The sequence below is a fragment of the Catelliglobosispora koreensis DSM 44566 genome (genome assembly GCF_000379685.1).
GTDB lineage: Bacteria > Actinomycetota > Actinomycetes > Mycobacteriales > Micromonosporaceae > Catelliglobosispora > Catelliglobosispora koreensis.
In genome coordinates this window covers 356051-368656 of the sequence record NZ_KB903261.1, presented here as the reverse complement: position 1 = coordinate 368656, position 12606 = coordinate 356051, and the positions used below count along the sequence as shown (strand labels likewise).

Sequence of the window (12606 nt, the reverse complement as noted above, 5' to 3'; positions counted from 1 at the left end):
TGAGCAAGCATGCGGGGGATATATGGCTATCGGTTCTGAGTGCACACACTGCGTGGCCTGCGGTTCTGCACCCATCCGGTCCTCGGTTCCGGCGGCTCGGGAACCACTGGAAAACCGGAGCGCGTTAGACGAGATCAGCGAAGACGAACGATGGCTCTGGCGCCTTGTCGATGAGGCTGACCGGGTTATGTCGGCTGCCCCGCCCGCACCCGATGAGCAGCGACTGTCCGAAGTAGAGCAGCGGTATGCCATCGTGCGCACAGCCGAAGAACGCGTGCAGGCGCGCATTCGCGCCACTGAGCGGGCCCTTGCCCGGCCCGGCTCCTGGTTGCGCCCCGCGCACCGGTCCGCACTCGTCAAACACCTGCGCGAAGACCGGTCAGCCGCGGTGGCCACTGCTGTCCAAAGAGGACGGGTGGAGGAAGTCCGCAACCGGCTGCTGTCCACGCGCACGGCACGCGAGGCCTACTTGGCGCAGCATCACACGATCTTGTCGGCGGGGCGGAACGCTCGTACCGAATTGGAACGGATCTTCGATGACCTCATCGACAGCTACGCACGGCTGCCCGAACCGCCAGCCTGGTTCCGGTTTGGACTTGAATTTCCACCTGCGCCTGGTACGCAACGAGCGTGGCTAAATCAGGCGCGGGAAGCGGTGGCACAACGGCGTCGTCAAGCTATTCAGCAGCCCATATGGTGAAGGCGCGACCGGTCATTCAGGACCAGATCGCGCCATTCCATAATTGACTGATAGTGCTCATTCAATTACAGGTCGAATTCGCCATCCTTGGCACCCGCGACAAAGGCATCCCACTCACCACGAGTGAAAACCAGTACGGGACCAGTAGTGTCTTTGGAGTCACGCACAGCGATGGCGTCATCCACAAACGCCACTTCAACACACATGTCAGAGTTGCCACCACTACGGGTGCTCTTGCGCCAGCGTGCATTCGTTAGGTCGAGGTCGTATCCCTTGTGCGATCCCAGACTCTGTTCCATCTCGGCTCCTCCGCCAAAAAAGCGATCCGCTTCTTGGAGTCCTCAGGGCTAAGCGCGGTCACCCGAATCCTATCGAAGAGTTCGCGGTAATGCGTCAGTTCCTTTTCTTTATCGAGGAAGAGTCCACCTGTGGCATTTTCGACATAGACAATGCTTGTTCCGTCTGTCGGGGAGAAGTCAAGAATCGCAAACGTCCCTTCCATCCCGGCATGCGCACCGGCATCAAAGGGCAGCACTTGCATCGTCACATTCGGCAACTCCGCGGCTTCAATAAGTCGCTGGATTTGCGCGGTCATGACCTCTGGTCCGCCAACGGGCCTGCTTAGGACTGCTTCATCGAGGACCACCTCGAAGTGGATAGGGTCATCCTGTCGGTTGAGTAACGACTGACGGCCCAATCTGACGCGGGTCCGCTCCGAAATTTGTTCGTCACTGAAATTCGGGTTAGCGGCCTTGAAGATCGCTCGCGCATAGTCTTCAGTTTGAAGTAAGCCAGGAACGACTTGATGCTCGTAAGTCTTGATGTGGTTCGCGGCATTCTCGTTGCCGACGTAGGCACTAACCAGCACGTTGTTGTAGGGATGCCACCAACTGCGCTGGCGTTCCTGCTGGCGTGCGTCGCGGGCCATGTCCATGACATCGCCGGCGGTCTCCTCATCGACCTCATAAATGATCAGGAGATCTCGCACGTCGCGCATGTGGACAGAACTATGCCCGGTTTCAATTCGCGAGATCTTGGATTGAGAGCAATCCATCCGTTCCGCGACTTGCTCCAGGGTCATGCCTCGTAACTCGCGTAACTTTCGCAGTTGCAGGCCGATCCGGCGTCTTCTCATCACCGGCACTTGCTGGCTTGCCACGGTCCGCACCTCCGCGACGAACGTCGGCAATGCCAAAGGCAGCACCGAACAGGGATTTACTCCGCCCCAACCGGCATGTAAGCAACACCGGCCCGTCCCACCCTTTCGGACACGACGCTGCCGAGTCTGCGCCGCCGACCGGCCATAGTTCAAGCACCCGATCGCACAAATCGCCAGGGACCGGCCGCCGCGCGCGACTGGGATCAGTATGTCTTATACCGGACGAACGACACCAGGGCGCAAATCCAACTTGCAACTTGCATCGATCAAGGTCTTGATGCAGAGTGTCGGATATGACACGGCTAAGAGTTGATCGGGCGATTCCATCATCACGATGTGTCAGCCATGTCTCATCTCTAAGTGCTCAACGATTTGGGCGCCCGTGCTGAACGCACTTCCGGTGCGACAAAGGATGGAGATCATGAGTCCTCAAGCTGGAGACATCCTCCACGTGACGCGTGATGCCAGCGTGCAGTTCATGCGGCCGATGATGTTCCGGGTTATCAGGGTGCATGACTGGCCCACATATGACGGCTGGATGTGGCTGGACGGTTACCAGCTCAACTCGGCCGGCGACGCCGTCGAGCGGCGTTCCATCTTTGTGCAGCGAGCAGGTCTGAAAAGAATGGGTGACCGGCTCACAACCCTTGCGGCAGCTGGAGCGAGATAAGTTCGCGATTTCCCAACGGCCACTGTGGAACGAGCTTAGGATTTTAAGCACCCTAAGGTAAACCCTCGCCTGGCCCGGCACCCGAACCTGGGGACGGCGCCATGCATGAACCACCGCACCACTATCAGTACCGGCCGAGACGGCTCATGGCACTGTGCGGAGCTGCACTTGCCGCGGCATTGTTCACGCCGGTTCCTGCTACAGCGGACACATCGGAGCGAGCGCCGGTAAAGGCGCCGCCACCGGCAGTAAAGACGCACACGCCAATGTCGGCGGGTGACCTGTCGCAATCACTCATCTCTACCGGGATGATCGGCATCGGCCTGGCCATGGGTGGCCTGGTAATCGTTACCCACCGCCGCCGGCAGTGGTAGTTGGGCTCGGCGAAGCGGACTTGCTCGGCGGCTGATCGATCGCGATCACCAACGTCACCGTTGACCCGAGCGGCACGAACTCGCCTGGCGCCGGCTTTGACCCGATGACCGTATTTTCTGGAGCCGGCGACGGCTGGTAGTCAAAGTTCCAGAACAAGCCAAGGTCCTTGAGCGCGTTCGCCGCGGCGTCCTGATCCATGCCGACAAGGTTGGCCGGGATGAGCACCAGTTGCTCCGCGGACGCCGATGGCGACGCGGACGGCGGCGTGGGGCTGGCCGTCGGCGACGGCGTGCGGGTCGTTGTGGCGACGGTCGGCGAAGCTGTCGGCTCCGGGCCACCATTGTCACGGGTCATGAGCCAGGCAGCCAGCACCACGATGCCGACCAGCCCAAGCGCTAGAAAGCCCAGCAGCAAAGGTGTCCACCACGTGCGGCCGCCGGTTTGCTGTGGTCCGTGTGGTCCCGGCGGAGCCGACGGTGCCGGTGCGCGGACTTCGGCCCGTCCAGCCCAGGCCGGCGCGTCGTCAACGGGTGGCATGATCCGTGTGCCGTCACTTGGTGGCGGCGTCACTATCCGGGTGGCGTCACCGTCAGCCTCTGGTGCTTCAGACGCCGGGACTATCCGCGTGGCCTCGTCATCAGCCTCCGGCGCTGGGACGATCTGAGTCGCCTCGTCATCGTGCGGACCCTCGTCGTCTTTGCGCTGCTGCTCGGCCATCTAACCGTCCTATCACCTCGGCGGTACAGACACCCTTATTCCACGCAGTAGAGCTTCACCGAAGTTCCCCACACCACAACCGCGGTCGCCGTCGGCTCTATCTTCGTGACTTTGCCCCGGGTGCCACTCGGGTACGAATCGATCTTAAAGCCATGGATGTCGACCAGCTCATCCTTGGCTGCCGTGCACGCCTTGCCCACCACGTTTGGCATGGTCGTGTAGGGCGCGGGCCCCGACACGTAAAGCTGCATGGTCCATCCTTTTTGGATCAGGACGCCCGCCTTGGCTTCCTGTCGCTCGACGGTCCCCTGCTTACGCTCCGACGGTGTGTTGAAGTGCACCTCTACGCCGACCTTCAAGGCGAGCAGTTCAGCGCGGGCCTCACGGAACTCCTTGCCGACCACATTGGGCATCGGGAAAGCGTCAGCCGTGCTCACCACGGTCGTGCTAGCGGACGGTGTTTTCGACGGCGCCGGTGAGGGCGTGGGCGATTTCGTCACCTGGGTCGGGCGTGAAGTCGCTGTCGGCTCCGGGCTCTCCTGGCTCACCGGAGTTCCAGCGCCGCCGGCCAGCCAGCCAATCGACCAGCCAATGATCGCCAGCACCAAGAAGGTGGTGGCAAACGCTGCTGTGGCTGCGGGACTGAATCCGCGCTTCATTGCCCGACCTCGCTGTACGCCGATGGATGTCCTACGCCTGGCAAGAGTAAACCTTCCACACGAGCCAAGCTCGCGTTGAATCCGGGTGCGGGATAGTGTGCGGACATGCCCCTGTCCCAGATGGCTCAGCGGATGGCGACCGCCTTCGGCGCCACCGCCATGGCGGGTGCCGCACAGCTCGGCATCGGCTATAGCCTCGGTGTTTTCTCTTGGCTGCCCACGATCACCGACCCAGGTGACGCCGCTTGGCTAGCGAGTCTGGCGTGGACAGTGTGGATCACCGCGACCAGCGTGGTGATCGGCGCGATCGTGGCCGACCGCAGTGTCGGATTGTCGGCACTGTCGCGTTTGCTGCTTCGCATCGCGATCGTGCTCAGCGCCGCGCTTGGCGGTGTGCTCGTGTCACTGATCATCGCGTTCCCGGCGCGGGCCGCTGTGCGGGCCGACACCTTCGCCCCGCAGATGATCGTTGGCGGGTACGGCATCGCGGGTGTCCTGCTGGGTTTGTTCATCGCGTTCGCCGTGGTGCATGTGCGCCCAGCTGCAGTGAACGTTCTCGCCACGACCGGCTGGCTGTGGCTCCTGGCCGCGATCACCTTCGCGGATTCTCAGGCGGCCGACCGTGGGCTGACCGTCGCGGAGCTGGGTGTGTGGCACGTGACGATCGCCGGCCCGACCTACCGCGACATTTACCTGCCCGGTGCGGTGATGCTGATGGTGGCGACGCTCGTGATTGGAGCGTTGTCGGCGTGGCCCTACGCACGCACGAGCGGCAGCCGGGCCGCGGCAGCCATCTCCGGTGCCGCTGGGCCAGCCCTGCTAGCGGGCGCTTATCTGCTCACCAGCCCAGCCTTCGCCGCGGATCTGTTCGCGCCCAGTGCCGCCGTGCTGTCTGGGCTGATCGGCTCCGTCGTGATGGCCGGTCTAGCGGGAGGGCGAGGGCGACGGGGAAACGCTATAGCTAGTAACAATGACAAGCCCGCTCTTGTCGCCGCCCCGCAGCCGAAGGTAGCCGGAGATGCGGTCTAGCGTGCTCTGGTGAAACCGGCGCGTGATCGCTGACAAGGCTGGATTGGCCAAGTATTTCGGCAGCTCGATGACGCGCAGCTTGGGTGTTTGCTCGGTCCACGTGGGAATCGCCTCGGCTGTCGTCACGCTCCACTTGCCGGGCGCGGTTTCGGTGAGGGTCATCCGGGCCATGATGCCCTCGCGGCTCGATTCGAGGTTCTCGGAGTGCCGGGAGACCTGATTGCCGAGTCCATAGGCGACCCATTTGTCGCCGAGCTTTTCCATCGCCTGCACCGAGTGGGTATTGGTGCCCAGGATGAGGTCGATGTCGGGTGACCCGAGCAGCTCCGTCGCCCAGCGCTGCTGGTCGGCGTTGGGCTCGTGCTGGTTTTCCGTGCCCCAGTGCATGCTGAGCACGACAATGTCGGCTTTGGCCTCTTTAGCTTTGCGTGCCGCCGCTTTGATGACATCGGGCTTGATGATGCTGACCATATATTCCTTGCCGGCCGGAAGCTTCACGGAACCGGTGCTATAGGTATAGGCCAGATGCGCGACCTTTATCCCGCGTACGTCATAGATCTTCGGGGTGGCCGCTTCCTCCGCGGTGCGGGCTGTCCCGGCGTTGCCAAGCCCAGCCTTCTCCATCGCGTTGAGTGTCCGGACCAGACCGTCGGTGCCTTTGTCGAGAAGATGATTCGACGCAGTCGAGCAACCGTCAAAGCCCGCTTTCTTTAGCCCATCAAGCACTTCCGGCGGAACGTTGAACGACGGAAAGCCCGAGGGCATGGCACCAGCCGTGGCCACAGGGGTTTCCAAGTGGCATAACGCCAGATCGGCGCCGGCGATGGTGCCGCTGACGTGTTCGAGGATCGGCGAGAAGTCATAACCCGTGCCGCCACTGTCGAGACGCGCCTGGTCCCACACGGGCGGATGCACGATCACGTCACCCGCGCCGAGCACCGTCAGCTGACGGGGCTTTGCCGGCGCCGAAGAAGGCGAAGCCGAAGCCTTCGGCGCCGGGTTAGCTTGTGCGACGTCAAACTTGCGGATCATGCCGTAAAGCAGCAGGCCCGCACCGGCCACGGTGGCGGTCACCGCGGTCAGGGCGATGAATGTGTTTCGCGTTGGCCGGTCGGACACGGCGTTAGATTAACGCAAACTTGTCAATACTCAACGGGCCAAGTGTGCACTGGTTCGTTCGCTCGTTGCAGTTCGGCATAGCGCGCGAGCATCTCCTGAAGAGCCTGCTGACGCGTACGCCCACGGGCCTCCAACCCTGTCACCATCTCGACTTGCCAGGACGACCCGTTGCGCTCGGTGAGACAGCGCGCCTCGATGATCCCGAGCAGGCTGTCGCGCAGCTCTGGTTCGACACCGAAACGGTCCAAACCTTCGTAGGCCCGTGGCAGCAGGTGATCCAGCAGTAGCCTGGTCGCCCGGATCTCGCCGAGCCTCGGCCACCACACCGGCGCTGTGATGCCCCGGCGGCTGGCGGCGTGGAAGTTGTCCTCGGCGACGGTGAACGGCATCTGTGTCCACAGTGGCCTGTCGTCTTCGGCCACGATGTGCACGAGACCGAAATACAGCGCCGCGTTGGCCATCATGTCCACGACAGTGGGCCCAGCGGGAAGCACCCTGTTCTCCACGCGAAGGTGTGGACGGCCACCCATGATGTCGTAAACGGGACGGTTCCAGCGGTAGATGGTTCCGTTGTGCAGCCGCAATTCGTTGAGCTGCGGCACGCCTCCGGCCCGCAGCACTTGCAGCGGATCCTCTGGGTCCGAGATGGACAGCAAGGGCGGGAAGTAGCGCACGTTCTCTTCGAACAAGTCGAAAATGGAGGTAATCCAGCGCTCTCCAAACCACACCCGTGGGCGTACCCCCTGGGCTTTTAGCTCATCCGGCCGGGTGTCGGTGGCCTGCTCGAAAAGCGCGACCCGGGTCTCCGACCAAAGCTGGTGACCGAACAGATAAGGAGAGTTGGCCCCGACCGCTATTTGGAGACTGGCAATTACCTGCGAGGCATTCCAGTAATTCGCAAACTCCCCTGGTGAGACCTGCAGGTGGAATTGCAGGCTGGTGCAGGCGGCTTCCGGAGCGATCGAGTCCGTGCGCACACGCAGGTGATCCACGCCGCGGATGTCCAAGCCAATCTGCTCGCCGCGGACCGTCAGGATCTCCTCGTTGAGAACCCGGTAGCGCCCCGTCTCGGAAAGGTTGGCGTGAATCGTGTGATCCGTGGTGAGGGTCGGCAAGATCCCGATCATGACAAGTTCGGTGTCGAACCCCTTGGCGTGCTTGTTCGCGTTTTCCAGCGAGTTGCTGATGAACTCGCCGTAGCGAACGAGCCCTTCCCCGGCGATGAGCCGTGGCGGCACGTTGAGCTCTAGGTTGAACCGGCCTAACTCGGACTGGAAATACCTGTCGTTCATCTGAGCGAGTACTTCGGCGTTACGCATCGCTGGCTGCCGGTCGGCATCGATTAAGTTCAGTTCGATTTCCAACCCAGTCATGGGATGGTCAGCGTCGAAGCTGAAGTCATCCAGCATCAACGCGAAAACATCTAAGCAGCGGCGCACCTTGTACCGGTACTGCTCTCGTTCCTCGCGACTGAACGTCCCCCGTGAGATCTCCTTGCCCATGGACGCCCTCCCCGACGCACTGTGACCGAGTGAACTCTCAGAGTACTTTCCACTGACGACGATCGACTCGCGAGTAGGCCACCAATTACCCCCGCTAGCCGATGTGGCACACCGCGTCCGACCACCGGCAGAATCCCCGGCAGAAGTGGCCCGGCTGTTCCGCTAAAGCCGCTAAAGCCGACAAAACACTTGCTCTAGGTTGCTAACGTCAAGGTCCCTTGGGGAGGGCGACCCGCTACCAGCGGGAAACTGGGCGGTTCTTTCGGGAACCAGCGCGGGGGCGCATTTGGCGCGGGCGGAGACGACGGGGAGACTGGGGCTACGTCGGGGGGACCGCCCGCGCCTTACTTTTCTCCTAGTCCAGCTCTTTTAGCCCGGCGATCCGCAGCTCGCGTGGAGTCAGCGTGATCCCGGTCTGTTCGCACAACTCTCTTAGTTGAGCGCGCGTGGGCTCCGTGTCGTCACTCATCGAGATCAACCCGACGAGAGCCTCGGCGACATCGCGCTTGTCGGTCCCGCGCGCGCCAGCCTGTGCCGCGGCCGAGAACCAAGTGGCGGCAAGCATGCGTTCGCCACGCTGCCCCGCGAGCGTCGCCTCGATCATGGTGGTATCCCAGTCTTCCCCGGTCTCGGTGGCAGCTGGGGTGAGCTGACTGGCCCGCATATCAACCAGGACCTTCTCGGCATCATCAAGTGCGCCGCTGAGGGCGTAAGCCAGGCCGATCACGCCCTGCAGCTTGCGCCGCTGAGCCGGGTGCCCGACTTCGGCCAGCATCTCCGCCGCTTGCATCGCGACCCGGATCGACTCGCTATAGCGTTCGTCCAATCGCAACACTTCAGCCAAGTTGGCCCGCGCGAGAGCCCGCAACTGGTGGTCGCCGCACCGCACGGACAACCGGTCGACCGCGGCCAGCCGCCGCTGCGCGTTAACCAGGTCAGCGTTGCGCAGGTCGTGCCAGATGAGGTTGTGTTGCGCGACCGCCATGTCCCTGACACGGCCGGTCTTGGTGGCCAAGGCCAGTGACGCCTCACCTTGCCGGCGCGCATCGTCGTAACGCCCGGCACCCTGGTTGATAACGAGCAACAGCGTGCGGGCAGCTAGCTCGCCCGTGACATCGCCTTCGAGCATGAACTGCTGCAAGGCGTACTCAGCGCGGCTGATTTCCTCAAGCCCCGCATCGTGTTCCATGGCCAGCTGAGCAACCCCAAGCTCGGCCCAGGTTCGCACGTTTTCTGGAGCGTCGGCTGTCCGTGGGTCTTCGAGCAACCGGGTTAGCCAGCGGCGGCCCTGCTGATCGCGACCCCGGAAACGCCACCACCGCGGCAGTTTGGAGGCAAGGCACAGCGCGGTGTGTGGGTCGTGGTCGGTGGAGTAGGCCAGGGCCGACCATAGATCGCCGGCCACATCGTCCAATCTGGACACCGCGCTCGTGAGCTTCGTTCCGGTCAGGTCAGGGGCGATGCGAGCGGCGTAACGGGCGAACACAACACCGTGCTGGCGCTGGATTTCCTCGCGCTCACCGGCCGCCTTAGCCTGCTCACGCGCGTAGGCCTTCACCACGTCAAGCAGAAGGAACCGCATCGCACCCGAGCCACGGACCTGCACCAGGCCCAGCTCCACCAGCCGTTCAAGAACCGGGACCACGTCATAGTCCGGGCCGAGCAGCTCTTCGGCCAGCTCGATGGACCAGCGGTAGCCGAAGCCCGACAGCCAGCGCAGGGCTTGCCTGTGCGCCGGTTCGAGCAGGCGATAGCTGGCGGTCACGACATCGCGCAGCGTTGTGGTGGCGTCTGACCCGAGTTCCAAAAGCCGGTCGCCGTAACGGACCAGCATCTCCGGCGGGTCAAGCACCCGTCCACGGGCGGCGGCGAGTTCGATAGCCAAAGGCAGACCGCCGAGCCGGCGCACGAGCGCGACGAGGGCGGAGATCTCGATGTCGCCCGGGGGCTGGCCGCGCACTTGACTCCACCTGGCGATAAATAGAGCGCTTGCCGGATATTCGAGAACTTCAGCGAGCGTCAACGCGCTCGCCGGTGGCAGCGCGAGCGGGCTCACGGGCCAGACCGTCTCGCCGGGCAACCCGAGTGGCGCTCGCGCCGAGGCCAGCACACGCAGGTGCGGAGCCAGCTCCAAAAGCTCAGCGAGGGCTTCCGCTAACGGGCCACTCGCCCGGTCGACGCCGTCGGCAAGCAGCAAGATCGGTTCTTTGACCCGCGCCGGGATCTGCGATTTGCGCGCGATGCCGAACACGGCACAGATGACTTGGATGATGTCGCCGACGGTGTCGCTCTCAGCGAGGTTGATGCCCGCCACACCACCGGGGAAATACGGCTCGAGGCGGCTCGCGACCGTCCACGCCAGCACGCTTTTGCCGACCCCAGCTAGCCCAACGAGCGTCGTCAGACCTGGCTGGTTCACCAGGTGCCCCGTGAGCACCCCGATCTCGCTCTCGCGGCCCAGCAGCTCGGGCGGCTGGGGCAGGCTGATCACGGGCTGCTGCCGTTGAACCGGGATCTGGCCCCGGGCTGCGGCGAGGAACGTCGCCTGCTCGGGCTGATTCAAGCCGAGCGCCCCGCCCAGCAACTCCACGGTCGAGCGCTGCGGGCGTGCCGCTCTGCCACGCTCAAGATCCCTGACGGTCCGCTCGCCTAGGCCAGCGCGTTCGGCCAGCTCGGCCTGGGTGAGCCCGGAGGAGTGCCGATGCGCACGCAGAAGCGCCGCGAAACTGGCGCTCGGTGCATCATCGGGGGTCATGGCCGCCAACACTACGGCCCCCGGGCCACCAGTTCCACCCTCCGAGTAACTTCATGACGGAGGGAAGCAGCAGGCCACGCACTATCGTTACATCGATGATCAAGGCTACGGCCATCCCCAAGCCGATCTCCTTGACCGGAGCCAGCTCACCGAGCAGGAACCCGAGGAACACCACCACGAGGCAGGCCGCGGCCGCGGTCACGACCGGTCCAGTACCCACGATGCCCTTCAAAATCGCCCCGTCATTGTCCTTTGTGGAGCGATAGGCCTCGGTGATCCGGGCCAGCAGGAACACCTCATAGTCCATGGACAGCCCGAAGATGAACACGAACAACAGCACCGGGGTCGTCATGTCGAGGGTGCCGAACACGAGGGTCAGCACACCGAGCGATGCCGCCAGGGGAAGCAGGTTCAGCAGGAACGCTTTGACCGGGATGATCAGCGATCCGGTCAGCAGGAACAGCAGGCCGAGCATGACGGCAAAGAGCACGGCCAGCACGAGCGGCAGCTTGCCCAGCACGGAATCGCGATAGTCCACGGTCTCGGCGGCTGTCCCACCCACGAGGACGGAGGCGTTGACCGGCACGGCGCGCGCCGCCCGCACGACATCTTGCGCCACGGCTTCACTGTCCGGAATCAGATCGATGACCGTGACGTTCGGCGGCATCTCGATCCGGGGTTCCATGAGCGCGACGCCGTCCAGCTGATTCAGCTTGTTCAGGTAGTCGCGCATCTCGGCCCCGGTCGCGTCGCGCTCGACGATGACCACCACCGGTTCCGGCCTTCCGTGCCTGAAGGTGTTCAGGACTTCCTCGTACACCTGACGCGCCTCACTTGCCGCCGGAAGAATGCGAGCGTCGGTGCCACGCACGTTCACCCCGAGGAAAGGCAGTGACAGGAGCAGCAGCACCACTACCGCACCGAACGCGACCGGGCCTGGCCGCCCCAGCGCATATGAAGCGAGCCGGGGAAGCAACGTGAAAGTGGGCTTGGTAGCGGGTGGAATCCTTTTCGCACCAAGGTTGATCAGCATCGGGACGAGCGTTAACGCCACTGCGGTCGAGACAACCGCGGCCGCCAGGCCACCGAGTGCCATCGACGCCAGCAACGGCTCACCAAAGACCATGAGAGCCGCCAGCGAAAGCGCAATGGCAGCACCGGAAATCAGCACCGTGCGCTTGACCCGGCCGGCGGAACCGTCTTCGCGATAGCGCCACACCATGAGCAACGCATAGTCGACGGTCAGTCCCAGGCCGAGCAAGGTCACGACGTTCAGGGCGAATTCGCTGACCGTCGTCACCTCTGCCAGGCCCCGCAACACGAGCAGGGTCACCGTTATCGAGGCGAGCGCGGCTCCCATGACGATCAGCACGGGGACGGTCCGGCGGAAGATGACGAACAGCAAGACGATCAGCACGGCGATCGCGACTGACTCGCCAAGGGCCGCGTCCCGCACGGCTTGATCGGCGAATTCCTTCTCGGCCACGCTTTGCCCGCCGACCAGTACCCGCGGCGCTTTGATCTTGCGAAGCTCCGCGATGACTTGCTCTTCGTAGCGCGGGTCGAGCAGCTCGGCCCGGATCAGGGTGCTCTTGGTGTCACGGCCGATCCCGCCGCCCGGGGTGTTGTAGATGCTCTCGACCTTGGCGATGCCTGCGAGCGCTTTGGTCACCTCGGTCACGCTGGCGACCAGTTCCGGATCGAACGGCTCCCGGTCCTTAGTCACCGCGAGGATGACCGTGCCCTCGGGTTCGATCTCGTCGAGCCGGGCCTCTGCGCGCATAGCTTCGGCAGAGGCACTCAGCTCGTCGACCGGGGCGGCCTTATCGAAGACCTGCCCGCCGAATACGCCACCGGCGATGGTCAGCGCGAGCCAGATCGACAGCACAAGCCAGCGGGTCCGCATCGCGGCAGCGTAACG

Annotated in this window: 12 protein-coding genes; 4 read left to right on the top strand and 8 right to left on the bottom strand. The window is 63.6% G+C overall.

What is annotated here, in order from left to right; genetic code table 11:
• Positions 1–22: 22 nt before the first annotated feature.
• On the top strand, positions 23–700 hold the full coding sequence (locus tag A3E1_RS0120960; RefSeq protein WP_026208661.1) for a hypothetical protein: 678 nt from the start codon (positions 23–25) through the stop codon (positions 698–700).
• A gap of 65 nt (positions 701–765) precedes the next feature.
• On the opposite strand, the gene A3E1_RS0120955 is transcribed toward A3E1_RS0120960, so the two are convergent.
• Positions 766–999, bottom strand: a complete 234-nt coding sequence (locus A3E1_RS0120955) for a DUF397 domain-containing protein (protein WP_083929565.1) — start codon at positions 997–999, stop codon at positions 766–768.
• Entirely contained in the window at positions 954–1859 is a 906-nt protein-coding gene (locus tag A3E1_RS0120950) for a helix-turn-helix domain-containing protein (protein WP_026208659.1), read from the bottom strand. The genes A3E1_RS0120955 and A3E1_RS0120950 overlap by 46 nt, the downstream gene beginning before the upstream one ends.
• Positions 1860–2280: 421 nt before the next feature.
• Here A3E1_RS0120950 and A3E1_RS0120945 point away from each other — a divergent pair, with 421 nt between their 5' ends.
• Together A3E1_RS0120945 and A3E1_RS47235 are read left to right on the top strand one after the other, a co-directional pair.
• Positions 2281–2529 (top strand): hypothetical protein, encoded by a 249-nt coding sequence (locus tag A3E1_RS0120945; protein ID WP_020522756.1) that lies wholly within the window; start codon positions 2281–2283, stop codon positions 2527–2529.
• Between the two features lie 101 nt (positions 2530–2630).
• Positions 2631–2903, top strand: coding sequence for a hypothetical protein (locus tag A3E1_RS47235; RefSeq protein WP_157631647.1), 273 nt, complete (start codon positions 2631–2633; stop codon positions 2901–2903).
• Here the strand turns inward: A3E1_RS47235 and A3E1_RS0120935 are convergent.
• Both A3E1_RS0120935 and A3E1_RS0120930 read right to left on the bottom strand, forming a co-directional pair.
• A complete protein-coding gene (locus tag A3E1_RS0120935) occupies positions 2878–3621 on the bottom strand; it encodes a PASTA domain-containing protein (protein WP_020522755.1) in 744 nt (247 codons plus the stop codon). The two genes, A3E1_RS47235 and A3E1_RS0120935, sit on opposite strands and share 26 nt — an antisense overlap.
• Before the next feature lie 35 nt (positions 3622–3656).
• Positions 3657–4280 (bottom strand): PASTA domain-containing protein, encoded by a 624-nt coding sequence (locus A3E1_RS0120930; protein WP_020522754.1) that lies wholly within the window; start codon positions 4278–4280, stop codon positions 3657–3659.
• A gap of 105 nt (positions 4281–4385) precedes the next feature.
• On the opposite strand from A3E1_RS0120930, the gene A3E1_RS41285 reads away from it, so the two are divergent.
• A complete protein-coding gene (locus tag A3E1_RS41285) occupies positions 4386–5309 on the top strand; it encodes a hypothetical protein (protein ID WP_051105090.1) in 924 nt (307 codons plus the stop codon).
• Here the strand turns inward: A3E1_RS41285 and A3E1_RS0120920 are convergent.
• The 4 genes from A3E1_RS0120920 to A3E1_RS0120905 form a co-directional block, all read right to left on the bottom strand.
• Complete coding sequence (locus A3E1_RS0120920; RefSeq protein ID WP_020522752.1) at positions 5205–6428, bottom strand: CapA family protein; 1224 nt, start codon at positions 6426–6428, stop codon at positions 5205–5207. The genes A3E1_RS41285 and A3E1_RS0120920 overlap by 105 nt on opposite strands.
• 23 nt (positions 6429–6451) lie before the next feature.
• The gene (locus A3E1_RS0120915) at positions 6452–7930 is read right to left on the bottom strand and encodes a glutamate--cysteine ligase family protein (RefSeq protein WP_020522751.1); all 1479 of its coding nucleotides are present in this window, start codon (positions 7928–7930) and stop codon (positions 6452–6454) included.
• 355 nt (positions 7931–8285) lie between these two features.
• Entirely contained in the window at positions 8286–10685 is a 2400-nt protein-coding gene (locus tag A3E1_RS0120910; protein ID WP_026208658.1) for an ATP-binding protein, read from the bottom strand.
• Positions 10672–12591 carry an MMPL family transporter gene (locus A3E1_RS0120905; protein ID WP_020522749.1) on the bottom strand — a complete coding sequence of 640 codons (1920 nt, stop codon included), beginning with the start codon at positions 12589–12591 and terminating at the stop codon, positions 10672–10674. Before A3E1_RS0120905 ends, A3E1_RS0120910 begins: the two co-directional genes overlap by 14 nt.
• Positions 12592–12606: the final 15 nt, after the last annotated feature.

Coding starts and splice junctions, on each gene's coding strand:
- A3E1_RS0120930 (WP_020522754.1), bottom strand. CDS start 4,280: ATGAAGCGCGGATTCAGTCCCGCAGCCACAGCAGCGTTTGCCACCACC.
- A3E1_RS0120915 (WP_020522751.1), bottom strand. CDS start 7,930: ATGGGCAAGGAGATCTCACGGGGGACGTTCAGTCGCGAGGAACGAGAG.
- A3E1_RS0120905 (WP_020522749.1), bottom strand. CDS start 12,591: ATGCGGACCCGCTGGCTTGTGCTGTCGATCTGGCTCGCGCTGACCATC.
- A3E1_RS0120945 (WP_020522756.1), top strand. CDS start 2,281: ATGAGTCCTCAAGCTGGAGACATCCTCCACGTGACGCGTGATGCCAGC.
- A3E1_RS41285 (WP_051105090.1), top strand. CDS start 4,386: ATGCCCCTGTCCCAGATGGCTCAGCGGATGGCGACCGCCTTCGGCGCC.
- A3E1_RS0120955 (WP_083929565.1), bottom strand. CDS start 999: ATGGAACAGAGTCTGGGATCGCACAAGGGATACGACCTCGACCTAACG.
- A3E1_RS0120960 (WP_026208661.1), top strand. CDS start 23: ATGGCTATCGGTTCTGAGTGCACACACTGCGTGGCCTGCGGTTCTGCA.
- A3E1_RS0120935 (WP_020522755.1), bottom strand. CDS start 3,621: ATGGCCGAGCAGCAGCGCAAAGACGACGAGGGTCCGCACGATGACGAG.
- A3E1_RS47235 (WP_157631647.1), top strand. CDS start 2,631: ATGCATGAACCACCGCACCACTATCAGTACCGGCCGAGACGGCTCATG.
- A3E1_RS0120910 (WP_026208658.1), bottom strand. CDS start 10,685: ATGACCCCCGATGATGCACCGAGCGCCAGTTTCGCGGCGCTTCTGCGT.